This window comes from Sorangium sp. So ce296, from assembly GCF_051529605.1.
GTDB classification, from domain to species: Bacteria; Myxococcota_A; Polyangia; order Polyangiales; family Polyangiaceae; genus Sorangium; species Sorangium cellulosum_D.
The window spans coordinates 9,076,774-9,101,925 of the sequence record NZ_CP150325.1; the positions used below are offsets into that span (position 1 = coordinate 9,076,774).

Here is a 25,152-nt window from a genome sequence, read left to right on the forward strand (position 1 = left end):
TCTATTATTTCGTATCAGACGATACCTTCAAGGTATGGACCTGCGCCACCTCCGGTACTTCACGGCCGTCGCCGAGGAGCGGCATTTCGGCCGCGCGGCGCAGCGGCTCGGCATCGCCCAGCCCCCGCTGAGCCGGCAGATCCAGGATCTCGAGTCCGAGCTCGGGTTCTCGCTCTTCGACAGGTCGCGGCGGCGCGTCGAGCTGACGCCCGCGGGGGCGGTCTTCCTGGCCCACGTGCGGCGGGTCTTCGACGCGCTCGATCTCGCGGTGCACGAGGCCAGGCGCGCGAGCGTCGGCGAGACCGGGCGCCTCGTGGTCGGGTACCTGTCGTCGCTCGCCTACAGCGGCATCACCGAGCTGGTCCGCGCCTTCCGCACCGACTTCCCGTCGGTGGAGCTCGCGCTGCGCGAGATGCCGCCGCAGGAGCAGATCGACGCGCTCAAGGACGGGCGCATCGACGTCGGCTTCGTGAGGGCGCCGCTCAACGACCCGCGGCTCGCCTCCGAGTGCGTCCGGCGCGAGCCGCTCCTCGTCGCCCTGCCGGCGGATCACCCGCTCGCCGGGCGCAGGCGCATCCCGCTCGAGCTCCTGTCGCGCGAGCCGTTCGTCGTGTTCCCGCGCCAGCGCGGATCGGCCTTCTTCGACCTCGTGGTGGGGCTGTGCCGCGAGGCGGGCTTCACGCCGCGCGTCGTGCAGGAGGCGCTGCACCTCGACATCCTGAGCCTCGTGGCGGCGGGCTTCGGCGTCTCTATCCTGCCGGAATCCATCAAGAACATCCGGCGCGGGGGGCTCGCGCTGCGGCCGATCGTGGGCGCGCCGGTCACGGACCTCCTGCTCGCGTGGCGGGCCGACGACGCCTCGCCCACGCTCGGGCAGTTCCTCTCGTTCGTGCGGCGGGTGGGCGTCAGCAAGAGCAAGCCGCGCGCGGCGCGCCGCGCTCCCGGCGAAGACGAGCGCGACCCGGGGGCCGCCGGCGCGGGGACGGGCGTGGAGGGGTAGAGGAGCGGCGGGGCCTCAATCGTACTGGGAGCAGCTCGAGACCTTTTGCTCGAACGAGTCGCACACTTCCAAGCACACGTCGACGGCGCGCCGGCAACAGCCGGCGTCGGTGCACTGCCCAGCGATCGCGGCGAACCCGCCGTTGCACCGGACCACCCAGCGAGGGCAATCCTCGACGGTGCTGCACCCGATGGGCTCCTCGTCGCACTCGTCGCCTCCGCACCCGCTGGTGCTGGTGACGAGCACGCCGACGTGCATCGCGACGGCCGCGAACGCCGTCGCGGCGGACAGACGTACCAGGGTCGACATGGCTTCCTCTTCCTCCCGGGCGCAGCGTCGTCCACCCGGCGCGACCAGGTCAACGGCAATGTGGACCCATGCAAGGCGACATCGGTCCAATCTCGCGCTGGCGACCCTTTCCGGGGAGCGCCGGCTTTTGCCGGGCCCTGCCGGCGGCGGCTCAGGCGCGGGGCGGCCGCGGCCCGATGAGCGGCTGTCGCCTGCGGCGCAGCGACGAGAGCGCGCTGCCGAGGGTCGGATAAAGCGTCATCCCCGCGAGGTCGATGCCGAGCTGGGTGAACTCCTGCGCGACCTGCGGCCGCATCCCCACGACGATGACCTCGGCGCCGAGCAGGACGGCGGCGCGGGCCGTCTTCGTCAGCGACGCCGCGACCTGCATGTCGGCGAAGGGCACGCCGGTGATATCCATCAGCAACACCTCGGCTTCCTGGCGGCTGAGCTCCGCGAGCACCACCTCGAGCACGTGGCTCGCGCGCTCCGGATCGATGGCCCCGACGAGCGGCACGAGCAGCACCCCCTCGTCGAGCGGGATGACCGGGCACCCGAGCCGGCGCACGGCGTCGGCGAGGGCGCGCTCGCGCTCGTAGGCGGCGCGCGACCGCTTCTCCTGCTCGATCAGCGACTCGATCAGCGAGGCGCGCTCGAACGCCGCGGTCAGCATCGCGACCCACATGTCCATGTCCCGGTGATCCAGCCCGAGCGGGCTGCTCACCGGAGCGCAGATGGCCAGGACGCCGCGGTCCTCGCCCTGGCTGCGGAGCGGGATGAGCCGGAGGACGTGGTCGCCGTCGTATTGAACGGCCGCAGGTAGCCAGTCGCCGCGCGGGAACTCCGCCGCCGCGACGCGCGTGCCCGCCGCCGGCGCGGCGGCCTCCATGCCGGGGCAGGAGCTCTCGACGATCCGCAGCGTGGGCCCCTCGTCTCCCGGCTCTTCCCACACGGCGAGGCAGCCCCAGCTCATCTGCACCGCGGAGAGCCAGCTCAGCTTGCTCCCGCCGTTGTCCGCGTGCTCCAAGAGCGTCTCCCGGACAACGAGGTTGATGTCGAGGAGGCTGTTCAGGTAATCGGCGCGGGCCGTCTCGATCGCCACCCGGCCCTGCATCATGTCGTGGCGCGCCCTCCGGATGTACGCCGTGACGCGCCGCTGGGCCGCGGCGTCCTCCGCGCCGCGGAGCATGGACTGGCCCGCTCGTTCCAGGCGGTCGATCATGGCGAGGAGCAGATCGATATGGGGCATCTGCTCCGCGGCCTCGCGCCACGCCCGCTCCAGCGCCGCCGGCGCGGGGCCGGGCTTTCCCTGGGCGGCCGCCTCGAGCCCGCGGACCACCTCCGTCACCCCGGGCCACGACTCGGTCGGCGGCGCGCTCCGGTCGGGCGCCGACGAGAAGGTCGCGAGGGCGACCAGCTCCCGGGCGAGCGCGTCGGCCTGGTCCGCGTCGCCGTCGGCCGGCGCGGCCGCCTCGCGCTCGGCCGGCGCGGGCGAGCAGCCGCAGGAGCGGCGCACGACGAGGAGCGTCGGCGCGATGTGCCCCGCGCTCGGGACCTCCCGTCCGGCGAGGCGATCGATGAGCAGCTGGGCGGCCGTCCTGCCGATCCAGTCGAACCGCTGGCGGACCGTCGTCAGGGGCGGCGAGGCGTACCGGGCCGCCTCGATGTCGTCGAATCCGACGATGGCGAGGTCCTCGGGGACGCGGAGGCCTGCCTCGGCGAGCGCGTCGATGATCCCGAGCGCCCCCTGGTCGGTGGCCATGAACATCGCGGTGCAGGACACGCCCGATTCCAAGAGGCGTTGCGCGGCGAACCGCCCGCCGGCCCGTTCGTTGTTCGGGAGCTCGACGACGAGGGCGGGGTCGAACGGAATCCCGCGCTCGTCGAGCGCGTCCCGGTAGGCCTTGAAGCGCTGCCGGATATCCTCGTGCGCCATGTGGCCCGCGAAGGCGATCCGCCTGTGCCCGTGATCGATGAGGTGGCGCACGGCCGCCAGGGCGCCGCCGTGGTTGTCGGGCAAGACGTACGGGCAGCGCCCGTCGGCCGAGCGCGCGCTGAGGGTCACGACCGGCCGGCCGTCGTCGAGGAAGAGCTCGATGTCCGCCGGCTCGATCAGGGCGATCCACCCGTCGATCTGGTCGCGCGCGAGCTTGAGCCTGTGAACGTCTCGCGGCGGCGATTTGACGGCGATCACGCGATATCCAGAGTGCCCTGCCGCCGACTGGATACCTCCGAGCACCTCGCAGAAATACGTCCCCCAGATGTCGTGGCACGTGAGGCCGATGGCTCTATCGAGCGACATGGTGGCAGAATCCTCGGTGGTCCAGAGCTCCGGCATCCCGCCGCGTCGCTGTCATCGACAGGACCGTGTAGCACGGAACGCGCGCGTCCTGACGCCCGGCGGCGCGCGCGGTGGGAGCGTGTCAGTTCGTCGGCTTACCGGTCAACTTCCCGGTCCTCCGATCGCGAAAGGTGCTGTGTGCCGTCGCGCCGGTATTCGAGAGGACTGCGAGCTCTCTTGCGCTGTGCCCGCGGCGCGCGCCGGCCGGGGCTCAGGCGCCGTGCGGCGATCGTTGCTCGGCGTCGCCCGTGAACGGGAATGCCTGCTGCTCGAGGGGCACCCGCCCCTTGCGCTTCGGCCGGCGCTGCGGCGCCTCGGGCTCGGCCGGCGCTGCTTCGATCGGCTCGGCGCAGCGCGGGCAGAGCGCCGGCGGAGCGTCGTCCGGCTCCGGCGCGGCGGGCGGGGGCGGCTCCGGCGCGGCGGCGGGCTGCGGGGGCGGGAGCGGCTCCGGCTCCTCCCGCTCGATCTCGGCGCGGCCGCGCGCGTGCTCGGCGGTGACCAGGGCCCGGAGGGCGCGGGCGGCGGCGCGGTGCTCGGCGGCGGCCCGGCGCAGGCGCGCCACGAGCTCGAGCGCCGCGCGCGTCGGCGCGTGGAAGCGGGCGCGCTCGCGGTGCGCGCAGCCGTCGTGCGCGCCGCCGCTGCTGCCGCAATCGACGCAGATCCGCTCGAGCGAGGGCGTCCCTCCCGCGGCGGAGAACGCCTCGTCCGCCGCGGTGTCGTCGGGCGGGATCGCGTCGACGGGTTCCTCGTCGAGCGGCAGGTCTTCGACGACGACGGCGACGGCGGCCTTGCGGGAGCGCATGCCTGTCGGCTAGCAGATGAATGAACGGATGTACAGTACTTGGCTCGCTGTCGAATCCGGGATCGGCTCGCCGTAGCTCGCGCTCCAGCGCTCACTCCTTCCGCAAGAGCCCGTACTGGGCGAGCTTCCGGTACAGCGTCGTCCTCGGGATCCCGAGGCTCCGCGACACCTCGCACACGTTCCAGCGGGCGAGATCGAGCGCGGCGCGGATCCGCTCCGCCTCGGCGCCGCGGTAGTCCGCGCGCGACCGGGCCCGCGGCGCGGGCGCCGCCGCCGGCAGCTGGATGTCGGCGGGGCCGATCTCCGGGCCCGGCGCGAGCACGCACGCGCGCGAGAGGACGTTCTCGAGCTGCCTCACGTTGCCGGGCCAGCCGTACGACATGAGCCGCCGGAGCGCGCCCCGCGACAGCCGGAAGGCCGGGCGGCCCTGGCGCGCCGAGAGCTTCTCGACGATCGCCTGCGCGATCGCCGGGATGTCGTCCGGGCGCTCGCGGAGCGGCGGCAGGCGGATCTCGATGACGCTGACCCGGTAGTAGAGATCCTCGCGAAAGCGCCCCTGCGCGACCTCCTCCCGCAGATCCCGGTTCGTCGCGCAGACGACCCGCACGTCGGCGACGGGGACGCTCCGGTCCGACCCCACCGGGCGGATCGAGCGCTCCTGGAGCGCGCGGAGCAGCTTCGCCTGCACGCCGACCGGCGTCTCCCCGAGCTCGTCGAGGAACAGCGTGCCGCCCCGCGCCGACTGGAACAGGCCGCCGTGGTCCCGGACGGCGCCGGTGAAGGCGCCCTTCACGTGGCCGAAGAGCTCCGACTCGAGCAGCGCCTCGGGCAGCGCGGCGCAGTTGACCGCCACGAACGGCCCGCCCCGCCGGGGCCCGCCCGCGTGGATGGCCCGCGCGACGAGCTCCTTGCCGGTGCCGCTCTCGCCCGTCACCGTCACCGTCACGTCGCTCTCCGCCACGCGCTCGCAGAGCGCGAGCACGGCGCGCATCGGGGCGCTCCTCCCCGCGATCTCCGGGAAGTCGCGGCGCGCGTCCGCGCGGGTCCGCTCGAGCTCGTGCGAGAGCCGCTCGATCTCGTCCGCCTGCGAGCGCATGAGCTCCGCGACCCGGCGCTGCTCCTCCTCGAGGGCCCGGGTGCGCTCCCTGAGCTCGGCCATCAGCCGGCCGTTGTGCAGCGCGACCGCGATCTGGTCCGCGAAGGCGCCGAGCAGATCCGCGTCGCCCTCCGCGAACTTGCCGCGCTGGAACCGGTTGTCGAGGTAGACGGCGCCGAGCACCGCGCCGTGCGCGCGGATCGGCACGCACACGATCGACCGGAGCCGCAGGGCGTGCACCGACGCGCTCCCGTGGAACCGCGCGTCGGCCAGCGCGTCGACCGTGAGCACCGCCTCGCCGCGCTCGACCACCCGCTTGGCGATCCCGTGGCTGAACTTGAGCTGGCTCTTGCCGACGCGCTCGCGATCGAGGTTCCGCGCGACCGCGACCTCGAGCCTGACCTTACCTTGCCCTCCGGGCGAATCCGACGAATCGCGCGGATCGCGTGAGGGCGACGTGAGGATCACGAACCCCCGCTCGGCGCCGGTCAGCTCGATGGCCGCGTCCATGGCGAGGCGGAGCACCTCCTCGGCGTCGAGCGTCGAGCTCAGGCGCCGGTTGATCTCGAGGAGCTTCATCACGAGCTCCATGCGGGCCGCCGGCCGCGCGGGACCGCCGCGGAGCGCGGCCCGCCGGGGGTGCCGCCAGAAGACCTCGGCGAGCTCCGCCGGGAGCGTGCTCCCGATGCGCTCCCAGCACTCGATCGCGGCCGTGCGGTGCCGCTCGGCCAGCGCCGTGGCCGACCTCTGGCGGAGCACCTCGGCGGACACCTCCTCGTGCTTCGCGTGGAGCTCGAGCTGCGCGACCTGCGCCACGAGGCCCGCGCCCCGCTGCACCTGCTCCAGGGCCGCGCCCGGGTCGCCGAGGGAGATCGCGAGCTCCGCGCCCGCCGTCGCGTGGCGCAGCGCGAGATCCGCCGCGTCGATCTCTCGGAGCAGCGCCGCGGCCTCGGCCAGCCGGGCGCCGGCCGCGGCGCTGTCGCGCGCCGCGAGCGCGACCTCGGCGGCGTGGAGGGTCGCCTCGCACGCCTCGCGCTTCGAGCCGCGCGCCGCGTGGCCCGCGCGGGCCTCGTCGAGCAGCCGCGCCGCCTCGCCGAGCGCGCCGCGCGCCGCCGCGATCTCCGCGGCGAGCCCGAGCGCCGCCGCGGCGATCTCCTCGGGGACCCTCGCGCCCTCGGGCGCGCGCAGGCGCGCGAGGCCGAGCTCGGCCCGGTCGAGCAGGCCGACGTCCGCGTGGATCTTGGCCAGGTTGAAGCGCAGGGTGGCCTCGGTCCGCTCCTTGGCGAAGGCGATCGCCGCCCGCAGCCCGCGCTCGTAGCAGCGCAGCGCCGCGCCCCAGTCGCCGAGCTGGTGCCGCGCCGTCCCCAGGTTCAGCGCGGCGGTCGCGAGCAGGTCGCCGAGGCCCTCCGCCTCGGCCAGGTCGAGCGCCTCCTGGAACCCGCGCGCCGCGAGGGCCGCGTCCCCGGCGCGGTAGGCGTGGAGCGCGTGGTAGCTGAGCGTGCGGGCGCGGGCGCGGGGCGAGTCCGACGCGGGCCGCAGCGCGACGGCGCGCGCGAGGCTCTGGAGGGCGCCCTGCTGGTCGCCGAGGTAGCCGAGCGCGAGGCCCAGCGTCTCGGCGAGCTCCGCCGCGGCCGAGGCGTCGGCGCGGCCCGCCGCGAGGTCGCCGCCGCCGTCGGCCGCCGCGAGGTCGCCGCCGCCGTCGGCCGCCGCGAGGTCGCCGCCGCCGTCGGCCGCCGCGAGCGCGCCCTGCGCCTCGCGCCGGGCCTCGTCGTAGCGGCCGAGGCGCAGCAGGCAGCGCGCCGAGAGGCTCGCGAGCCGCCCGCCCGCGGGCCCGGGCTCGAGCGCCCGCGCGCGCTCGAGCCGCCCGAGCGCCCGCTCGACCTTGCCGAGCTTCTCGTCGCAGCGCGCCGCCCGGTACGAGAGCTCGGCGACGACGTCGCGCGGCGGCCGCGCGCGCCTCGCCCGGGCGAGCAGCGACAGCGCGCGCCTCGGGTCGCCGGCCGCCTCGAGCGCGGACGCGGCGGCCACGAGCGTCCGCGGCGCCGGCTGCACCGCGCAGGCGGCATCCGCCGCGCGCACCCAGGCGCGCGGCGCCCACTCGAACATCGGCTCGGACGCGGCGAGCGCCCGCCGCGCGGCCTCGTGGTCGCCCGCGAAGACGAGCGCCCTCGCCCGGTCCGCGGCGCGCTGGCTGCGGAGCGCCGGGGCGAGCGCCGCCTCGTCCTCGCCGGCGAGGTGGGCCGCCATCGCCGCCGCGACCTCGCGCACGACGCCCGCGTCGAGCGCGGCCAGGAGCGCCCGCGCCTGCCCGGGCTGGCCGAGGCGGAACCCCTCGCCGTCGAGCCGCGCGAGCCCCGCCGCCTCGAGCGCGTCGAGCGCCGCGCGCCGCACGCCGAGCGCCGCGGCTGCCTCGGGCCCGAGCGGATCCGCCACGGCGAGCGCGGCGAGGGCGCGCGCCTCCTCGGGGGCGAGCGCGGCCACGCGCCGGCGAAAGAGCTCCGGCGTGGTCATCGTGGTCACGAAGCGATCGAGCTCCGCCTCGCTCAGCCTGCGCTGCCCGAGCGCGGCGCAGAGCTCCTTGAGCGCGCGCGGGCGGCCGCCGCTCGCGCGGAGGAGATCCGACACGCGCGCCGCCGTGGCCAGGGGCGCCGTCCACACCCGGACCGCCGCCTCGCCGAGCGGGCCGAGCGGGAGCTCGACGACCGCGCCGCCGCCCACGTCGAGCCGCTCGGCGGAGGCGATGAGCCAGAGGAGGGCGTCGGTCGGCGCGGCCGATCGCACGAGCGCCTCGAGCAGCGCCCGGTCGTGCGGCCGCAGCCGATCGGCGTCGTCGATGGCGAGCACGAGCGGCCGGTGCGGCGCGTCGCTCGCGAGCGGGCCGCGCGGGCTCTCGGGCGCGCGCGCGGCGTCGCCGGGGCGCCCGCGCCCGCCCGCGAGCTCGCCGCGGGCGGCGAGCAGCGCGTCGACGCCGGCCGGGAGCGCGGCGCGGCCGAGCGCGCGGAGCAGCAGCGCGCGGAGCGGATCCTCGCCGCGGGGCGCGCCCTCGAAGACCGGCGCGCTGAGCTGCGCGCGCCACTTGAGCTCGCGGAACAGCCGCGACTTGCCGGCGCCCTCCTCGCCCGTGATCACCACGGCGCGCGGCCCGCGCTCGCCGCGGAGCAGCGCCGCGAGCGCCGCGCCGAACGCCTCGACCTCACGTCCCCGGCCGACGATCTCGCCCGGCTCGCTCACGACGGCGGGCGCGCGCCGCGGCGCCCCGCCGGCGGAGAGGGCCTCCAGCACCTCGTCGACGCCGGAGGGCCGGCTGGCCGGGTCCTCCGCGGTGAGCCGCTCGGCGAGGCGGCGCAGGGCAGCGGGCGGCGCCCCGGCGAGGAGCGGGAACAGGGCCTCGAGCGTCCGCCCCACGGCGAAGAGATCCGAGCGCGCGCTCGGCGGGGCCCCCCGGAGGAGCTCGGGCGCGAAGAACCGCGCCGTGCCCGAGAGGTCTCCCGCCTCGGCGCGCATCCTCCGCGCCGCGCTGAGATCGATGAGCACGCCCGCGCCGTCGTCCCGCACGAGGACGTTCTCGGGCTTGAAGTCGCCGTGGACGATGCCCGCGCCGTGGAGCCACCCGAGCGCGTCGAGCGCGTCGAGCAGGACGGGCAGGGCCGCGGGAAGGGCGCGCCCCCGCGCGTGCTCGGCGAGCGTCCGGCCCCGGATGAGCTCCGTCGTGGCGTACGTGAGCGGCGCGCCCCCGCGCGTCGTCCGGGCGAAGTCGTACGCGCGCGGCAGGCGCGGGTGAGCGCACGCCGAGAGCAGCGAGAACTCCCGCCGGAACGCCTCGGCCGCGCCCGCGGAGTCGAAGCGCAGCGCCTTCAGCGCGACGTCGCGCTCGAAGAGCCGGTCGCGCGCCTCGACCACCGAGCCGAGCCCGCCGCGCCCGAGCGCGCGCACGACCTCGTAGCGGCCGTCGACCATCGCGCCTGGCGCAAGGCCACCCTGTACCATCGGTACATCATGGTACAGAATGGTACAGACAGGGAGCCGCGATGCCCGGGAACCGCCGCGGGGCGCGCTGGCACGGCGGTTGAACAGGACACCGTTCGACAGGATGGTGGCTTGATGCGCTGGCTCGCGGTTCTTCTCGTTGCGTGCGTCGCCGGGTGCGGGGTGAACCCGATCCCGGAGCCGCCCTCCGCGCCTGCGCTCGCGGGGGACGTCGTCGGCGCGATGTGCGACGAGTGCGACGGCGCGCTGATGGATGTCACCGGCGGGCCCGGGAGCGTGGAGGGCGCCGATCTCGTCTGGGCGGTGAACCTCGACCGGACCGGGGCGCCGGTGGTCGCGCCGGTCGAGGAGGACGGGAGCTTCGCGCTCCAGATCGACGCCATCCGCGGGCACGAGCTGCGCCTCCAGGCGCGGCGCGGCGCGGCCCGCTCCGCGCCGGCGGACCTCGTCGCGCGGAGCGGCGTCCTCGAGCCCGCGCCCCGGCCGCTGGCCGACTGCTTCCGGGTCGAGCCGGAGCTCGCCTTGCCCGAGACCGCCGTCGGCGCCGTGTCCACCCGGACCCTCCCGCTCGTGCACACCTGCGCCGCGCCGCTCGCGATCGACGCGATCGCCCTGCGCGCGCCGGCGCCCGGGTACCTCCTCGAGGGCGCGACGGCGCCGGTGGTCCTCGAGGCCGGGGAGGTGACCGACCTCCGCGTGGTGCTCCAGCCGGTCGAGGACGAGACGCGCGAGGAGGTGCTGCTGATCGAGGTGTCTTCACCGGAGGTCTCCCGGAGGGCGGTGACGCTCTTCGTCAGCGACGCTCCCTGAGCCGGCTTGAACGCTCCTCTCCTCCCGGGGCTCGAGGCGGGCCTCGAAGGGGAGGTGCATCTCCACGGATCAACCCTCTTGAAGAAAGATACGGAGACGAACATGCGAGTTTATGCCTTGTTGTTCCTTGCTGCCTCTTCGATCGTCGGACAGCTCGGGTGCGGCCCCTCGCCAGGCGGCGGCCCCTCGCCCGGCGGCGGCGGGAGCTGCCCTGATCCGGCGGATCCCGGCGTCCGCTATGTCTCTCATGATCCCGAGGAGTGCACGCTCATCGACTTCGCCTGCTCGCCGCCGGAGGAGTACTTCGGCGGCGAGTGCGGGTGCGGCTGCATCGGCCCGGAGCCGGCGTCCTGCCCTGATCCGGCGGATCCCGGCGTCCGTTATGTCTCTCACGATCCGGTGGAGTGCACGCTCATCGACTTCGCCTGCTCGCCGCCGGAGGAGTACTTCGGCGGCGAGTGCGGGTGCGGCTGCATCGACCCCGGGCCGCAGGCGTGCCCGGACCCGAGCGATCCGGGCGTCCGCTACGTGTCGGATGACATCGAGCAGTGCCACCTCATCGACTTCATCTGTGCGGAGGGACAGACGCTCTTTTACAACGACTGCGGGTGCGGCTGCATCAGCCCCGAGCCGGTCGTCTGTCCGGAGCCGGGCACCACGAACGTCGTCTATGTCTCTCACGATCCGGAAGAATGCACGCTCCTCGACGTCGCGTGCTCGCCGCCGGAGAGGCTCTTCACCAACGCGTGCGGGTGCGGCTGCATCGGCCCGGAGCTCCCTGTCGGCCACGCCCGCTGAGGCGTGAGAGCACACCCCGCCACGACGAGCTCCTCCGCCCGGTCTCGCGCCCTGCGTAGGGCTCCCCACAAACAATGAGCCTCGGCCGGCCGCCGGCCTTCGCCCCCGCGTCGCGCTGGAGCCTCGGTGATATCGACCGTCCTGGTATGGCCGTCCACGATGTTCTACATGCGCGCACGGGGGAGGACTGCGCCGGATCGAGCGGTCCCGGTCGCCGGCGCCGAAGTTACCCAGTCGTTTCGGCGAGGTCGGTGATACGCTCGCCCGCTGGACGCGGGGGAGGACACGACCGGGATGAGCACGAGGCCTGTCGACCAGCGCACACGGAACGTGATCGGGGTCGCGTCGGTCTTCATCGACAACTCCTTCAACGCCATGGTGTTCGCTGGCATGCACCGCGCGGCGCGGGAGCGCGGCTACGAGCTCCTCATGATCTACGGGCCTCCTCGGACGGTCCTGGCGCGCGGGCTGGGCCTCGAGCGGGTGGTCGGCTGGATCGCGATGTACACCATCGACGGCCTGGAGGAGCTGCTCTCCGACGGGAAGCCGGCCGTCATCTTCTGCGCGCCCCCGCTCGGCCCGCGGTACCCGATCGTCCGGGCGGAGAACCGCGAGTCGATTCACCGGCTCGTCGATCACCTCGTCGGCCTCGGCCATCGCCGGATCGCCTACATCGGCAAATCGATTTCGGACGACTTCGTCGAGCGCGGCAAGGCGTTCGATGAGGCGATGAGGGCGCGCGGGCTCCCGGCGGACCTCAACCTGCTCTCCGAGTTCGACGAGTGCACGATGTTCTACACCGAGCGCCGATTGCAGGAGTTTCTCGACCGCGACGGCAAATTCTGCTCCGCGATCGTGGCAGGGAACGACGAGATGGCGATGGGCGCCATCCACGCGATCCAGGCGCACGGCTACCGCGTGCCCGAGGACATCGCGGTGGTGGGGTTCGACGACATCAGCGTCGCCCAGCACTGCGATCCGCCGCTCACCACGATGCGGCAGGAGCCCGCCCTCCTCGGGAGGATCGCCGTCGAGCGGCTCGTCGACCTCATCCACGGCATCCCGCCGCCAGAGCCCGTGACCCGCGGCTCGGCCGAGCTGGTGGTGCGGCGCTCGTGCGGCAGCGCCGCGTGGGGCGCCGCGCCGCCCGCGCCGGAGCTCGACGCGGCGGGCGGCGACTGGCAGCGCGGGCTGTCCCGGCAGCTGAGCCGCCTGCTCCAGGGGTCGGCGCCGTCGCCGCGCCCCCTGGTCTGGCCCGAGGCCGAGGTGATCGCGCGCGGCCTCGGCGCGGCGCTCGCCGGGGCGGAGCTCCCGGACGTGGCGACGCTCGAGCGCGCGTTCGCCCCGGCGTTCGCGCACAGCGGCAGGATCGAGGTCCTCCTCGCGGCGGTCATGCTGGTCGAGGAGGCCGCCGCGCGGCAGCTCGCCGGCGCGCCGGATCCGGACGCGGCGCGGCGAGCGCAGGCCTTCCTCGGCCGCGTGCGCCTCGCGCAGCAGCGGGCCGTCGTGGCGTCGGAGCGGAGCAGCGTGCAGAGCCTCGAGCGGCTGCTCCGCGCCAACATGGAGATGAGCAGGCTCCTCGCCTCGAAGCTCGTGCGGGCCGACGAGCGCCTCGCGTGGCTGCGGCAGACCTCCGTGCGCGTCGGGTGCCTCGCGCTCTGGGCCGACGAGCCGGGCCCGGGCGGGCGAGAGGTCGTCATCGACGGCGTGCACACAAGCGATCCGGGCGTGGCCGCGCTCGTGGGGCGCCGGGTCCCGGCCGGCCTGTTTCCGCCGCCCGAGCTGCTCGACGCCGCGCAGTCCGACGAGGCGGGCGGCTATTGCGTGATGGCCCCGATCGCGACCGCGCAGCGCGACTGGGGCACGCTGGTGCTCGGCGGGCTGCACACGGAGGGCTTCGCGGACTACGTCCAGCCGCTGGCCATGTGGGTGTCGCTCCTCGTCGCGACGTTCGAGCGCGACGAGATCGAGACCGCGCTGCAGGGGGAGCGCGACATGCTGGCCGCCGCCTACGAGCGCGAGCGCGCGCTCGCGAGCACGGTGCGGGAGCTCGGCTGTCCCGTCATCCCCCTCTTGCCCGGGGTGCTGCTCATCTCGCTGATCGGCGCCATCGACGCGGCGAGGGCGCAGCAGATCCTCGAGGCCGTGCTCTCGGGCGTCGCGCGGGAGCGCGCGCGGTGGGTGCTGCTCGACCTGACCGGCGTGCCGCTCGTCGACGAGGCGACCGCGGCGGCCCTGGCGCAGACGGCGCAGGCCACACGGCTGCTCGGAGCCCGCGTGAGCCTCGTCGGCGTCGGGCCCACGATGGCGCAGCGCATGGTCAGCCTCGGCATCGAGCTGCGCGACATCGCCGTCTTCCAGTCGCTCGCCGCCGCGATCCGCCAGCTCACCCGGGCGGGGCGGTGACCGGGCGGACGGGGGCGGGCTGCCGGGCGTCGCCGGCGAAGATGCCGTGTCCTGCCGCGCGGCCCATGATATCTCTCAGCGGTGGTTCATCGGGGGGTGAGAGCGGGTGGAGATGGGGAATAGCGTGCGCGGCGATCATGCATTCACGGCCGAGGGCCTCGTCGGCGCGTCGTTCGAGCTGACCTTCGCGGGCGCGCTGTCGTTCCTGCGCCGGAAGTACTCGCGCGATCTGACGGGCGTGGACGTCGCGGTGACGGGGCTGCCGCTCGACACGGCGACGACGAACCGGCCCGGCGCGCGCTTCGGTCCGCGCGCCGTGCGGGAGGCGTCGGCCCTGCTCTCGTTCGAAGGCCGCCCTTACGGCGCCGCGGTCAGCCCGCTCGATCAGCTGGCGATCGTCGATTACGGCGACTGCCAGTGGGATTTCGGCAGGCCGCTCGAGGTGCCTTCCGCGATCGAGGCCCACATCGCGGGCATCCTCCGCGGCGGGGCCTCGCCGCTGTCGATCGGCGGCGACCACTTCGTCACGCTGCCCGCGCTGAGGGCGGTCGCCAAGCAGCACGGCACGCTCTCGCTGATCCACTTCGACGCCCACTCGGACACGTGGAGCGTCGGCGACGACGACGGGAGGATCGATCACGGCACGATGTTCCTCCACGCCGCGCGAGAGGGCATCGTCGATCCGGCCCGCTCGGTGCAGATCGGGATTCGCACCTTCAATCCGGACACGCACGGATTCCAGATCCTCGACGCGCCCTGGGTGCACCGGAACGGCGCCGCGGCCGTGGTCCAGCGCGTCCGGGAGCTGGTCGAGGGGCGCAAGGTCTATGTCACGTTCGACGTGGACTGCCTCGATCCCAGCTTCGCGCCGGGCACCGGCACGCCCGTCTGCGGTGGGCTCAGCACCGCGACCGCCATCGAGATCCTGCGCGGGCTCGCGGGCGTGGACATCGTCGGCGCGGATGTCGTCGAGGTCGCGCCCGCCTACGACGCCGCGGGGATCACCGCGCTGGCCGGGGCGACCATCGCCTACGAGCACCTCGTCCTCTACGCGAGCCGGCCGGGCGCCCCCGCGGCGCGCGCCCGCACCGACGCGTCACGCGCCCGGTAACGCCGTGGGGCCGCGCCCTCTCCGGGAGCCGCCGAGCTGCCAGGTTTGCAAGCGCCGATCTCAGGAGTGAAAGACAGCGAGCGCCGTCCGCGAGCAGGATCCCGCGAAATGCGCATGGACGGACTTGGCCCGCATCCTGCTAGTGTGGACAGAGCAGAGCGCCTGTGACGGCTTCCCCCCCCCGCCGTCGAGCAGGCGCTCTGTTTTTTTTGCCCTGCCGGACGATGGCAGTCGGTCGAGCAGGAAGGCGGGGAGGTGGGAGGAACGAGCGACGACCTCCCGCCCCCCGGCGCTCGCGGGGCGCTGTTTCCTGGCGCGTGCGATCGCGCCCGGGTCGCTCAGGTCGCGCCCAGGAACGCTCGGATCGCCGCGAGCGCTTCCGCGCGCGCGTCGGCGAGCACGGCGTGCCCGGCGTGGGGGAAATGCCTCGCCTGGACGAGCTCCCCGGGCAGCGCCGCCACGAGCTCGCGCGCGTCCGCGCTGGTCGCGAACGGGTCGAGATCGCCGGACAGCACGAGGGTAGGGCAGCGGACGCGCGCGAGATCCGCGCGCAGGTCGTAGGTCTGCATCTCGCCCGCGACGAAGTAGCCGCCGACGTCGAGGTGGATGACGGCGCCCTGGGGCGCCCCCTCCTCCTCCGGCGTCTGTCGGTAGAGCGGGAGGCACACGCGGATATAGTCGTGGAAATTGGGCATCGGGTCCGCGAAGAACCGCCGGGCGATGTCCGCCGCCCGCGCGCCCCCGAGCCGCTCGAACACCGGCAGCATGCGATCGAGGCGCAGCTTCGCGGTCGTGCTCGTCAGGATGAGCTTGCCGGGGTGATCGGGATACCGCGCCGCGTACGCCTGGGCCACCATGCCGCCGAACGAGTTTCCCAGCACCACGGGCCGCTGGATCTCCAGCGCGTCGCAGAACGCCCGCACGTCGTCCGCCCACGTCGCGAGGTTCCACCGCTCTGGCCCGCTGCGATCGCTGCGCCCGCAGCCGCGGTGGTCGAGGTAGACGACCTGCGCCATGTCGGCGAGCGCGGAGCCGAAGGGCCGAAAATCGGTGTGATCGACGCCGGGCCCGCCGTGCAGCAGGATCACCGTCGGGCGCTCGCGCATCGCGGGCCCGTCGGGGACGAGCTTCGCCCCTTCCACCTCGAAGAACAGCCGGACGTCGCCTGCCTGGACTCTCATCGTGATCCATTGAAATCACAGACGGGCGCTCAGTTCCAGCGCCGCGCGCCGCGCAGATCCGCGCCACGTGAGGCAGAGCGCCTCGTGTCGCGCCGGCGGGAGCGGCCCGCCGCCAGCGCGTCGTGGGGATGAGCTCGCCGCGCCGCTACCTGGACAAGGCCGGGAGCACGCGCGCGCCGAAGGCGTCGATGAAGGCCTGTTGATCCAGGGCCACATTGTGCACGTAGATGGTGTCGAAGCCGAGCTCCGCGTCCTCGCGCAGCCACGCGGCGTGCTGGGCGACGTCGGAGGAGACGCGCACCTGCGCGGCCACGTCCTCGGGTCGTACGAAGGAGGCCGCCGCGTCGAAATGCCGCCGGGTGGTAGCGGTATCCGGGGGCGCACACCGTCCCGAACGACAGCGACGTGGCCTGGATCGCCGCGCCGAGCCACGCCCACGCAAAGCCGCTCTCGCCCTGTCGTTCACTCCATGGGTGGAAGTGGTCCGAGCACATGGCCGCCGCGAACCCGGCCTGTTCGGCGTGGCGCACGTGCCGGAGCAGGGCCGAGGGGGCGAGCTGTTCGTGGGAGGCGTGATAGCCGATCGCGAGCTTCCGCATGGGTCCGCTGGGCTCCTCGTCGCGCGCCGGTGCTGGCGGTGATCCGCGGCGACCAGCAATCGGCGCGCCAGGGGGCCGGCGGCGACCCGGGGTCGCTCGTCCGCCGCGCGGTCGTCGCGCGGGTGTCGCGCGTCACTCGATCAGGAGATCGGCGGCGGCGAGCGCGACGGCCTGGGTCAGCCGCCGCATGTAGTCCCAGTTGAGCTGAGCTACCGTGTCGCAGCGCGCGTGGTAGCAGGGGTTGCCGTCGTCGCCGAAGAAGTTCTGCGACACGGCCACGGAGGGCGTGCCGTAGCGCCAGAACGCCGCGTGATCGCTGCGGTTCGTGCACGCGTCGACCCGGCTCAGGCCGAGCTCGCCGCGCGTCGCGGCCGCCTCGACCAGGGCGCCGAGCTCGGACGACGTGTTCTCGTTGCAGTGGATGACGTGATAACGCCCGTCGTCGTTGGAGTCGTATCCGGTCATCTCGAGATCCAGGACGCCGACCACCTGGTCGAGCTGCCCGTTCCGGTCGAGCATGCTCGCGTACGCCTTCGAGCCGAGGAGGCCGGTCTCTTCTTGATCGAAGGCGACGACGCGGAGGCCGATGCTCAGGCGCGCGTCCTTGAGCGCGCGGGCGATGGCGAGCGACGACACGACGCCGGAGCCGTCGTCGTCGGCGCCGGCGTTGCTGACCGAGTCGTAGTGGGCCGAGAGGATGAGGACGCGCGACGGATCGGCCCCGGGCTTGTCCGCCGTCACGTTGACGCCCTGGCTCCAGCCACTTCGATAGGGGTGCTCTTGCACGGTGAACCCCAGCGCCTCGTACTGCTGGCGCAGCCAGGCGCGGGCGAGGGATCGCCCGCTCTCGGAGCCGCGCTCGCGGAGGGTGACCGTCCGGCCGCCGAGGGTCACGGGCGCGGCGCCGGAGAGCTCTTTGAGGCGCGCCTCGAGGAACTCGGCTTCGATGCGGACGTCGGCGGGGTCGCCCTCGAGCGCCGCGCGCCTCCCGGCCGGAGCGGGGGCCCCCTGCCGGCCGCGCGCGCCCGACAGGACCACTTCGGTCTCCGCGATCGGCTCGGTGTGGTAGCGGTGCGAGCCGAGCCAGCCGTGGGGCTCCTGGCCAGCGGGGACGGCGACCACGGCGATGCCGCCGACGCGCGCGCGTTCACCCGGCAGGGGCGCGGCGGGCAGGGGCCCTTCGACGAGGTGCAGCGACGACTCGTGATCTTGCGTCAGCGGGGCGCTCTGCCAGGCGCCGGGGGCGGCGGCGCGGGTGACGACGACCTGGCCAGTCTCTGTCGCGAGCCGGTTCAGGAACGTGCTGACGGTGTCCTTCTCCACGTGCGAGACGTGGATCGTCTCCGCTGCCGGCGCGCCCGGATCTCCGGACGCGCACGACGCCGAGATCAGCGCAAAGACAGCACATCGAGCGGCGGCGGCGCTCGAGCGGTTGCGGCGTGTTGCCATGGCGTCTTCCCCTTTCGGGGCCACCCTACGGATCTCCTCCGAAAGTTCCAAGAACTATCTCGCGATGAGACCTTCATTTGAATCGGATCGAGTCAAATGCAGGGAGGGACACAGGAACGCTCCGCCGCAGCTGCGGAGTCACGGCCCAGCTCGTCAGTTCGCAGGGAGCTCGACGAGGCCGCTCGGCGGATTGGGACCGTCGCGCAGCGCGAGCTGACCGCGACGGCAGGTGTCGATGGCGGACGCCAGGATCCGCATCGCCTCCTGGGGCGCGTGGAAGCCGGACGAGTTCTCGGCCTCGGCGAAGTCGACGAAGAACTGGCACTTCCGCTGCGCCGCGCGCGCCTCCGCGAGCGCCTCGTCCGCCGCGCCCGCCTCCTTCGCGCGCCGGATGTCGCCGATCAGCTCGGTCACGGCGTCCATCGCGCGATCGCGCGTCTCGGCGTGGCGCCCCTGGATCGTCTCCACGCGCTGCCGGAGCTCGTCCTCGGGCCACTTGTGGCACGTCTGGCACGCCCGGTTGATGTTGAGGAGCGGGCTCTGGATGTGGTGATCGCTGACCTTCGCCGCCCCCACCCGCTGGTACGGCATGTGGCAGTCCGCGCAGGCGACGCCGGAGCGCGCGTGCACCCCCTGATTCCACATCTCGAACTCCGGGTGCTGCGCCTTCAGCACCTTCGCGCCCGACTCCGCGTGCGTCCAGTCCGCGTGGCCCGTCTCCTCGTAATAGGCGTAGATCTCGTCGACCTTGATGCCCTTCGCCCACGGATACACGAGGCGCTTCTCCGGACCCTTGAAGTAATACTCCACGTGGCACTGGCCGCAGACGTACGAGCGCATCTCCTGGCGCGTGGCCATCGTGTTGACGTCGTAGCCCTCCTCGCCCATCGACGCCTTGAGCGCGCGGATGCCCTCGAGGAACCCGGGCCGCGTCACCCGGAGCTGCATCGACTCCGGGTCGTGGCAGTCGATGCACGACACCGGGTGCGTCACGAGCTTGCGCGCCTCGGGGAACGGCATCTGGTTCATCGCCTCCCACCCGCGCATGAGGTCGCCGCCGCCGAGCTTCTTGTACGGCACGTACACGGACGCGTGGCAATGGATGCAGGTGCCCGGCTGCTTCGTCGCGATCTGCCGCTCGGTGTACACCTGATCCTCGAGCATGTAGGCGTGCCCGCGCTCCTCGCGGAAGTCCCGCGCGAAGGCGTATCCGGCCCACATCGTCTTCAGCCGCCCGTCCTCCTCGAGCTTCGACTGCGCGACCACGCTGCGCGGATCGGCCTCGGTCGGCGTGCGCGGCACGGCCTCGCTCCCGCCGTAGCGCGTCCGCTTCTGGTCGACCGTCCGCCGGTAGCCGTCGTACTGGATGGGGAAGTTCTTCCCCCAGACCGCGGGGTCTTCTATCGTGTCGTCAAGCTCGACGACGCGATAGAACGGGCTCTTCGCCTCCTGCTTGTGCTCGAAGATGTTCACGAGCAGCGCCGCGGTCCCCGCGCTCGCGGCCGCCGCCGCGACCGTGATGAGCGGCAGGTAGCGCTGGAACGCCGGCGTCTTCGCGCTCTCGGTCGTGGATCGTTCGTCCTTGGGCTCCGTCATCGTCTCCATCCCTCGAGCGGCGGGCGCGCCTCAGTGCAGGTGGCCCACCGATTCATGGCAGCGCACGCACGAGAGCCGGGGCGCGCCGCCGTGCTCGCTGTCGATCGCATGCACGACGTCGCCGTGACACCCGCGACAGGCCTCCTCCGTGATGCGCAGATTGCCGGGCTTGATCCGGATCGGGTCCGGGAAGCGGCCCGTGGTGAAGGCGAAGGAGTGCCAGAACCCGTTCGACGCCTTCGTGGCATATTTGCCCAGGAACGTGTGGGGCGCGTGACAGTCATTGCATCCTGCCACGGCGCGGTGGCTGGAGCGCTGCCACCCGTCGAACTGCTCGTTCATGATGTGGCAGTTGGCGCACGCCGAAGGATCGTTCTGCAGGTATGAGGCGCCCTTCGCGTAGAGGAACGTGTAGCCGCCGAGCCCGACCGCCGCGCCGAGCGCGACGCACAGCGCGAGCGGCAAGCCCCACGAGAGGATGCCGCGCGCGCGGCGCGCGCTCCCGCGGACGGCCGCGATCGGCGGTTCACCGCGCTGTTGCTCCTCGACCACGGGCCCCGGCGGATCGCTCATCGGTCGCGGCGCCGGTTTGCAAGGCAGGTGCCACCGCGCCGGCAGGGCGGTGTCGACAAGCCCGGTGGGGCAGCCCGGCGGCGCCGCGGGCGATGAACGGACTCGACATGACGGCTGACCGCTGCGCCGGGAGCGGCGCGGTGAGGCGGCACCGCAGGTGACGAACCTGCAAACCGTGCGCCGAGGCGCAGATTCCGCGTCGGCGCGGGACGGCTGTTCCCGCCGCGGCCCGGCTGCGCTAGTGACGGGGAAGGAGACGCCCCATGAACACCGCGCGCGCCCCGCAGCCCGCCGCCGCCCCGCGCGAGCCGCAGCCCGCCGCCGGGCTCCCTCCGGCGAACGGCCGAGTCCGGCTCCCGGACTTCACGCTCGGCGGCGCGCTCACGGCCGAGCAGCGAGGCTTCCTCGACACCCACGGTTTCATCCGCTTCCGGGGCTTCGCCGGCCGCGACGCGGTGCGCTCGCTCGTCGAGGAGGTGGAGGCCATCGATCGCCGGCTCGTCGGGGAGGGGAGGACGCACATCAACGGCGTCCCGCTCATCCTCGGCACGAGGAAGGACGGCTCGCGCTACATCCAGCGCATGGTGTTCGCGTCCCTCTTCGGCGAGCGCCTGCGCGCGTTCCTGCGCGATCCTCGCTTCGGCGCCATCCTCGATGTGGCCGGGCCCGGCTACCGGATCGGAGAGCGGGAGCGCGACGGGCTCGTGATCAACCATTATCGCCGCGAGGAGGGCTCGACGTACCAGCGCCTCGGCTGGCACACCGACAGCCTGCGCGACGTGTTCTATCTCGAGCGGCCGCGCCGCTACCTCAACGTCGGCTTCTATCTCGACGACTCCCCCCTCTCGAAGGGCGGCGTGCGGCTGATCCCCTCGTCGCACCGCCAGGGCCTCTTCGAGATGATCACCCGCAAGGCGTATTTCCTCGACCACAGGCCCGACCCGGACGAGTACGCGCTCGAGGCGGAGGCGGGAGACCTCACGATCCACGACGGCCGGATCTGGCACCGCGTCGCGCAGGCCACGGCCACGGGCGACGCGAGCCAGCGGCGCGTGATGTACCTGCCGCTCATGTGCGGCCCGCTCAAGGAGAAGCACGAGAACAGCCCCACGCCGCTGTATTTCCGGTTGAAGCGGCTCGCGGGGTACTGAGCGCCTCGATGTCGATCGCGATCGAGGAGGCGAAGAGCGCCGCGGATCTCGCCGACATCCTCGATCTGCCGCTGCGCCTCCACGCGGCGGATCCGGGCTACGTGCCGCCCTTCCGCCCGCTCGTCCTTCGGCGGCTCGACCCGCAGAACCCCTTCTTCCGCGAGGCGAGCCTCCGCCTGTTCCGGGCGCGGCGCGGGCGCGAGACGGTCGGGAGCATCTCGCTCCTCGTCGACGGGCGCCACGACCGCCACAGCGGCGAGCGCACGGCGTTCTTCGGCTTCTTTGAGTGCGAGCGCGATCCCGAGGCGGCGCGGGCGCTCTTCGGCGCGGTGAGCGAGCGCGCGCGGGCGCTCGGCGCGACGTCGCTGCGGGGCCCGCGCAACGTGACGCGGGTGGAGGACATCGGGCTGCTCATCGAAGGATACGGCTCCCGGCCGCCGATGCTCGCCGGCCATCACCCGCCGTATTACCGCGAGCTCGTCGAGGCCGAGGGGTTCTCGAAGCGCTACGACATGCTCGCCTACGACACCCCGCTCTTCGACGCCGCTGGGCGCAGCCGGGAGCTCCCCGGGGCGCTGCGCCGGAAGGCCGCGGCGGTGAGCATCCCTGGCCTCGAGGTGCGCCGCGCGGCGGTCCATCGCATCTCGCGCGACATGGAGATCGTCCACGCGGCCTTCACCGAGGCGTACCGCGGCGTGCCGGAGGTCGTCCCCATGTCGCGCGCCGAGTTCGTGAACCTGGGGCGCGCGTTCGCGCTGCTCTCGAACCCGCGCCTCTTGCAGATCGCGACCGTGCGCGGCGAGCCCGCGGCGTTCGCGGTGTGCCTCCCCGACCTGAACGAGGCGCTCGCGGCGGCGCGCGGGCGGCTCCTGCCGCTCGGGTGGGCGCGCGCCGCCTGGGCGCTCCGCCGCGTCCGCACGGCGAGCTTCAAGCTGATCGGCGTGGTGCCGGCGTTCCGGTCGACGGGCCTGTACGCGCTCCTCGTGCAGCACGTGGTGGACGGCCTGCGGGCGGCCGGGTACGACCGGCTCGAGGCCTCGTTGATCCACGAGGACAACGCGCCGATGCGGCACATCGTGGAGTCGGCCGGGTGCTCCGTCTACCGGCGCTACCGCGTCTACGAGGGCCCGCTCTGAGGGAAGAGGTGATATGACGACAGCTGCCCCGCAACGGAAGACGCCGTTCACGCCCTACCAGCGGCGGCTGTTCTGGTTCCTCAGCGTGGCCTCGTTCTTCGAGGGCTACGACTACCTGGCGCTCACGCAGATCTTGCCGAACATCGGCGCGGAGATGGGCCTCGCGGCCCGCCACGAGGGGCTGCTCGTCGGGTTCATCAACGCGGGGACGATGATCGCGTACCTGCTCGTGCGCAAGGCGGACGAGTGGGGCAGGCGGCGGGTGCTCACGATCACGATCCTGGGCTACACGCTCTTCTCCGTGCTCACGGGGTTTGCGCCGAACGTCTATGTCTTCGCCGTCTTCCAGCTCCTCGCGCGCATCTTCCTCCTCGGCGAGTGGGCGGTCAGCATGGTGTACGCGGCCGAGGAGTACCCGAGCGACCGGCGCGGGATGGTGATCGGCGTCATCCAGGCGTTCTCGAGCCTGGGCTCCATCGTCTGCGCCGGGGTGGTGCCGCTGCTCCTCTCGACCTCGTACGGCTGGCGCAGCGTGTATTTCGTGGGCGGGATCCCGCTCCTCGTCATGGCGGTGGCCCGGCGCGGGCTGCGCGAGACGGCGCGGTTCGAGCAGGCGGCCGCCGCGCGGGAGGCGGAGGGCGCGCAGCCGTTCATGCGCATCTGGCGCTCGCCGTACCGCGGGCGGATGCTGCAGCTCGCGCTCATCTGGGGGCTGACGTACGTTTGCACGCAGAACGCGGTGACGTTCTGGAAGACGTTCGCGCTCCGGGAGCGCGGGTTCACCGACGCCGAGGTGGGCGCCAGCATCACCTTCGCCGCGCTGGTGTCGATGCCGCTCATCTTCGTCTCGGGCAAGCTGCTCGACGTGATGGGCCGCCGCGCGGGCGCGGTGATCATCTATCTTCTGGCGGCGGTCGGCGTGCTCGGCGCCTACTCCCTGGGCTCGCGCGCCGGGCTCACGGTCGCGCTGGTCTTCGCCATCTTCGGCGCGAGCGGCGTGCTGCCCGTGCTCAACGCGTACAACGCCGAGCTCTTCCCGACGCACCTCCGGGGCGACGCGCTCGCCTGGTCCAACAACCTGCTCGGCCGGATCGGCTACATCCTCTCTCCGGTCGGCGTGGGCGTCGCCGCAGAGCGGATGGGCTGGGGACCTGCGGTGTCCGCGACGGCGATCTTCCCGGTGATCGCCCTGGCGCTGATCCTGCGGCTCCTGCCCGAGACGCGCGGCAAGGAGCTCGAGGAGACGGCGCGGGTGTAGCCGCGGTCGCGGGCGCCCCTCGAAGCGTCATGCGGTTCCCGCGCGCGCCGCCGTCCTGCGTTCACGGCGGCACGAGCACCGCCGCCCCGGAGAAGCGGCCGTTCCGCAGATCGTCGAGCGCGCCGTTGGCCGCCTCCAGCGGGTACACGTTCACCTCGGTCCGCAGGGGCACCCGCGGCGCCAGCGCGAGGAACTCCTCGCCATCCTTGCGCGTCAGGTTCGCCACCGAGCGCAGCACCCGCTCGCCCCACAGGATCGAATACGGGAAGGAGGGGATATCGCTCATGTGGATTCCCCCGCAGACGACGGTGCCGCCCTTGCGCACGGCGCGCAGCGCGGCCGGGACGAGCTCGCCGGCCGGGGCGAAGATCAGCGCCGCGTCGAGCTCCTCGGGCGGCGCGTCGGAGGAGGCGCCCGCCCATTCGGCGCCCATGGCCAGCGCGAACGCCCGCGCCGCGTCGTTGCCCGGCCGGACGAACCCGAAGATGCGCCGCCCCTCGAAGCGGGCCACCTGCGCCACGAGGTGGGCGGCGGCGCCGAACCCGTAGATCCCGATCCGCTCCGCGTCCCCGGCCATGCGCAGCGTGCGATACCCGATGAGCCCGGCGCAGAGCAGCGGCGCGGCCGAGAGATCCGGGAGGCCCGCCGGGACAGGGAAGCAGAAGCGCGCGTCCGCGACCGCGAGCTCCGCATAACCGCCGTCGATCTGGTACCCGGTGAAGCGCGCCTTATCGCAGAGGTTCTCCCGCCCTGCGCGGCAATGCGCGCACGCGCCGCAGGTCCACCCGAGCCAGGGCACGCCCACACGCGCGCCGCGCGCGAACCGCGGCGCTTCGCCGGGCGCGGGCACCTCCTCGAGGACCTCGCCGACGATCTGGTGCCCGGGCACGAGCGGCAGCCTGGGGTCGGGCAGCTCGCCGTCGACCACGTGCAGATCGGTGCGGCACACGGCGCACGCGCGCACGCGGAGCAGCACCTCGCCGGGCGCTGGCCGCGGGGCGGGCCGATCCTCCAGCACGAGCGGGCTCTTCGCGGCTTTCAGGACGAGGGCGCGCATGGCTTGCGCCGCAGCTTACGCCGCCGCCGCGGAGCGCGCGACGGCGCGTCCGGCGAGGCGCGCGGACGGCGCGTGTTTCCTCGATTTCCCGGCGACGTACGCGGCAGAGGGCCGATCGAGCTGGCGCAGCCGCGCGCCGCTCCGCGAGCGCGGCGGAACGCGGATGTCCCGTGAACGAGTGGGTCTCGCTGCTCGGTCCGCGGCACGTCGTCGTGGGATTCGGGATCTCGAACGAGACGAACTACATGTCGATCGACGAGGCGATCCCCACGTGGAACGAGCTCGAGAGCAACCACCCGACGCTTCGCGGGGCGTTCGACTGGAAGATTCATCTCGATGTGAGCTACGGGTGGCCGTTCGCCGACGGCATCGGCCCTCTCGTCCACGAGTGAGCCGGGCGTCGCGCCGCCCCGCCCGACCTGCGCCCCGCCCCCGGCCTGCGCTCCGCGCCACCCGGCTCGGGTCGCCGCTGGGCGCCGGCAACCTGGGTCGACGCTGCTGCGCCCGGGCGGC

At 73.6% G+C, this 25,152-nt stretch carries 19 protein-coding genes and 1 pseudogene; 9 read left to right on the top strand and 11 right to left on the bottom strand.

Going from position 1 to position 25,152, the window contains the following annotated elements:
- Window positions 1-34 precede the first annotated feature (34 nt).
- Window positions 35-1,000, top strand: coding sequence for a LysR substrate-binding domain-containing protein (locus tag WME98_RS33625; protein WP_437945783.1), 966 nt, complete (start codon window positions 35-37; stop codon window positions 998-1,000).
- A gap of 15 nt (window positions 1,001-1,015) precedes the next feature.
- Here the strand turns inward: WME98_RS33625 and WME98_RS33630 are convergent, their stop codons facing one another.
- The 4 genes from WME98_RS33630 to WME98_RS33645 form a co-directional block, all read right to left on the bottom strand.
- Entirely contained in the window at window positions 1,016-1,309 is a 294-nt protein-coding gene (locus tag WME98_RS33630; protein WP_437726282.1) for a hypothetical protein, read from the bottom strand.
- A gap of 151 nt (window positions 1,310-1,460) precedes the next feature.
- Window positions 1,461-3,590, bottom strand: coding sequence for a substrate-binding domain-containing protein (locus WME98_RS33635; RefSeq protein WP_437945784.1), 2,130 nt, complete (start codon window positions 3,588-3,590; stop codon window positions 1,461-1,463).
- A 250-nt stretch (window positions 3,591-3,840) separates the two neighbouring features.
- Entirely contained in the window at window positions 3,841-4,431 is a 591-nt protein-coding gene (locus WME98_RS33640) for a hypothetical protein (protein ID WP_437945785.1), read from the bottom strand.
- Between the two features lie 91 nt (window positions 4,432-4,522).
- Window positions 4,523-9,514: a sigma 54-interacting transcriptional regulator gene (locus tag WME98_RS33645; protein ID WP_437945786.1), complete on the bottom strand. Its 4,992-nt coding sequence runs from the start codon at window positions 9,512-9,514 to the stop codon at window positions 4,523-4,525.
- 114 nt (window positions 9,515-9,628) lie between these two features.
- Between WME98_RS33645 and WME98_RS33650 the strand changes: the two genes are divergently transcribed.
- From WME98_RS33650 to speB, 4 genes are all read left to right on the top strand, one after another.
- On the top strand, window positions 9,629-10,324 hold the full coding sequence (locus WME98_RS33650; protein ID WP_437945787.1) for a hypothetical protein: 696 nt from the start codon (window positions 9,629-9,631) through the stop codon (window positions 10,322-10,324).
- 102 nt (window positions 10,325-10,426) lie between these two features.
- Window positions 10,427-11,122: a hypothetical protein gene (locus WME98_RS33655; RefSeq protein ID WP_437945788.1), complete on the top strand. Its 696-nt coding sequence runs from the start codon at window positions 10,427-10,429 to the stop codon at window positions 11,120-11,122.
- 294 nt (window positions 11,123-11,416) lie between these two features.
- Window positions 11,417-13,528: a substrate-binding domain-containing protein gene (locus tag WME98_RS33660; protein ID WP_437945789.1), complete on the top strand. Its 2,112-nt coding sequence runs from the start codon at window positions 11,417-11,419 to the stop codon at window positions 13,526-13,528.
- A 112-nt stretch (window positions 13,529-13,640) separates the two neighbouring features.
- Window positions 13,641-14,639 carry an agmatinase gene (speB, locus tag WME98_RS33665; RefSeq protein ID WP_437945790.1) on the top strand — a complete coding sequence of 333 codons (999 nt, stop codon included), beginning with the start codon at window positions 13,641-13,643 and terminating at the stop codon, window positions 14,637-14,639.
- Between the two features lie 338 nt (window positions 14,640-14,977).
- On the opposite strand, the gene WME98_RS33670 is transcribed toward speB, so the two are convergent.
- The 6 genes and pseudogenes from WME98_RS33670 to nrfH all read right to left on the bottom strand — a co-directional run bounded on the left by WME98_RS33670 (window position 14,978) and on the right by nrfH (window position 20,037).
- Window positions 14,978-15,820: an alpha/beta fold hydrolase gene (locus WME98_RS33670; RefSeq protein WP_437945791.1), complete on the bottom strand. Its 843-nt coding sequence runs from the start codon at window positions 15,818-15,820 to the stop codon at window positions 14,978-14,980.
- Between the two features lie 145 nt (window positions 15,821-15,965).
- Window positions 15,966-16,133, bottom strand: coding sequence for a hypothetical protein (locus WME98_RS33675; RefSeq protein WP_437954162.1), 168 nt, complete (start codon window positions 16,131-16,133; stop codon window positions 15,966-15,968).
- Window positions 16,134-16,169: 36 nt separating this feature from the next.
- Window positions 16,170-16,419, bottom strand: a pseudogene (locus WME98_RS33680) (LLM class flavin-dependent oxidoreductase); the annotation flags it as partial.
- Window positions 16,420-16,551: 132 nt separating this feature from the next.
- Window positions 16,552-17,868: a M28 family metallopeptidase gene (locus tag WME98_RS33685; protein ID WP_437945792.1), complete on the bottom strand. Its 1,317-nt coding sequence runs from the start codon at window positions 17,866-17,868 to the stop codon at window positions 16,552-16,554.
- 153 nt (window positions 17,869-18,021) lie between these two features.
- Window positions 18,022-19,464: an ammonia-forming cytochrome c nitrite reductase subunit c552 gene (locus WME98_RS33690; protein WP_437945793.1), complete on the bottom strand. Its 1,443-nt coding sequence runs from the start codon at window positions 19,462-19,464 to the stop codon at window positions 18,022-18,024.
- A 30-nt stretch (window positions 19,465-19,494) separates the two neighbouring features.
- Window positions 19,495-20,037, bottom strand: a complete 543-nt coding sequence (gene nrfH / locus WME98_RS33695; RefSeq protein WP_437945794.1) for a cytochrome c nitrite reductase small subunit — start codon at window positions 20,035-20,037, stop codon at window positions 19,495-19,497.
- A gap of 263 nt (window positions 20,038-20,300) precedes the next feature.
- On the opposite strand from nrfH, the gene WME98_RS33700 reads away from it, so the two are divergent.
- The 3 genes from WME98_RS33700 to WME98_RS33710 are packed head-to-tail and all read left to right on the top strand — an operon-like array spanning window position 20,301 to window position 23,582.
- Entirely contained in the window at window positions 20,301-21,188 is an 888-nt protein-coding gene (locus tag WME98_RS33700) for a phytanoyl-CoA dioxygenase family protein (protein WP_437945795.1), read from the top strand.
- An 8-nt stretch (window positions 21,189-21,196) separates the two neighbouring features.
- Window positions 21,197-22,324 (top strand): hypothetical protein, encoded by a 1,128-nt coding sequence (locus WME98_RS33705; protein WP_437945796.1) that lies wholly within the window; start codon window positions 21,197-21,199, stop codon window positions 22,322-22,324.
- A 13-nt stretch (window positions 22,325-22,337) separates the two neighbouring features.
- Complete coding sequence (locus tag WME98_RS33710) at window positions 22,338-23,582, top strand: MFS transporter (protein WP_437336845.1); 1,245 nt, start codon at window positions 22,338-22,340, stop codon at window positions 23,580-23,582.
- 61 nt (window positions 23,583-23,643) lie between these two features.
- Here WME98_RS33710 and WME98_RS33715 read toward each other — a convergent pair whose 3' ends face one another.
- Window positions 23,644-24,639: a zinc-dependent alcohol dehydrogenase family protein gene (locus tag WME98_RS33715; protein ID WP_437945797.1), complete on the bottom strand. Its 996-nt coding sequence runs from the start codon at window positions 24,637-24,639 to the stop codon at window positions 23,644-23,646.
- A 170-nt stretch (window positions 24,640-24,809) separates the two neighbouring features.
- On the opposite strand from WME98_RS33715, the gene WME98_RS33720 reads away from it, so the two are divergent.
- Window positions 24,810-25,031, top strand: a complete 222-nt coding sequence (locus WME98_RS33720; protein ID WP_437945798.1) for a hypothetical protein — start codon at window positions 24,810-24,812, stop codon at window positions 25,029-25,031.
- Window positions 25,032-25,152: the final 121 nt, after the last annotated feature.

What these genes read in the sequence shown, in the direction of transcription:
- WME98_RS33685 (WP_437945792.1), bottom strand. Translation starts at nt 17,868, where the DNA reads ATGGCAACACGCCGCAACCGCTCGAGCGCCGCCGCCGCTCGATGTGCT.
- WME98_RS33700 (WP_437945795.1), top strand. Translation starts at nt 20,301, where the DNA reads ATGAACACCGCGCGCGCCCCGCAGCCCGCCGCCGCCCCGCGCGAGCCG.
- speB (WP_437945790.1), top strand. Translation starts at nt 13,641, where the DNA reads ATGGGGAATAGCGTGCGCGGCGATCATGCATTCACGGCCGAGGGCCTC.
- WME98_RS33635 (WP_437945784.1), bottom strand. Translation starts at nt 3,590, where the DNA reads ATGTCGCTCGATAGAGCCATCGGCCTCACGTGCCACGACATCTGGGGG.
- WME98_RS33630 (WP_437726282.1), bottom strand. Translation starts at nt 1,309, where the DNA reads ATGTCGACCCTGGTACGTCTGTCCGCCGCGACGGCGTTCGCGGCCGTC.
- WME98_RS33640 (WP_437945785.1), bottom strand. Translation starts at nt 4,431, where the DNA reads ATGCGCTCCCGCAAGGCCGCCGTCGCCGTCGTCGTCGAAGACCTGCCG.
- WME98_RS33625 (WP_437945783.1), top strand. Translation starts at nt 35, where the DNA reads ATGGACCTGCGCCACCTCCGGTACTTCACGGCCGTCGCCGAGGAGCGG.
- WME98_RS33715 (WP_437945797.1), bottom strand. Translation starts at nt 24,639, where the DNA reads ATGCGCGCCCTCGTCCTGAAAGCCGCGAAGAGCCCGCTCGTGCTGGAG.
- WME98_RS33650 (WP_437945787.1), top strand. Translation starts at nt 9,629, where the DNA reads ATGCGCTGGCTCGCGGTTCTTCTCGTTGCGTGCGTCGCCGGGTGCGGG.
- WME98_RS33705 (WP_437945796.1), top strand. Translation starts at nt 21,197, where the DNA reads ATGTCGATCGCGATCGAGGAGGCGAAGAGCGCCGCGGATCTCGCCGAC.
- WME98_RS33655 (WP_437945788.1), top strand. Translation starts at nt 10,427, where the DNA reads ATGCGAGTTTATGCCTTGTTGTTCCTTGCTGCCTCTTCGATCGTCGGA.
- WME98_RS33670 (WP_437945791.1), bottom strand. Translation starts at nt 15,820, where the DNA reads ATGAGAGTCCAGGCAGGCGACGTCCGGCTGTTCTTCGAGGTGGAAGGG.
- WME98_RS33710 (WP_437336845.1), top strand. Translation starts at nt 22,338, where the DNA reads ATGACGACAGCTGCCCCGCAACGGAAGACGCCGTTCACGCCCTACCAG.
- WME98_RS33660 (WP_437945789.1), top strand. Translation starts at nt 11,417, where the DNA reads ATGAGCACGAGGCCTGTCGACCAGCGCACACGGAACGTGATCGGGGTC.
- nrfH (WP_437945794.1), bottom strand. Translation starts at nt 20,037, where the DNA reads ATGAGCGATCCGCCGGGGCCCGTGGTCGAGGAGCAACAGCGCGGTGAA.
- WME98_RS33645 (WP_437945786.1), bottom strand. Translation starts at nt 9,514, where the DNA reads ATGGTACAGGGTGGCCTTGCGCCAGGCGCGATGGTCGACGGCCGCTAC.
- WME98_RS33690 (WP_437945793.1), bottom strand. Translation starts at nt 19,464, where the DNA reads ATGACGGAGCCCAAGGACGAACGATCCACGACCGAGAGCGCGAAGACG.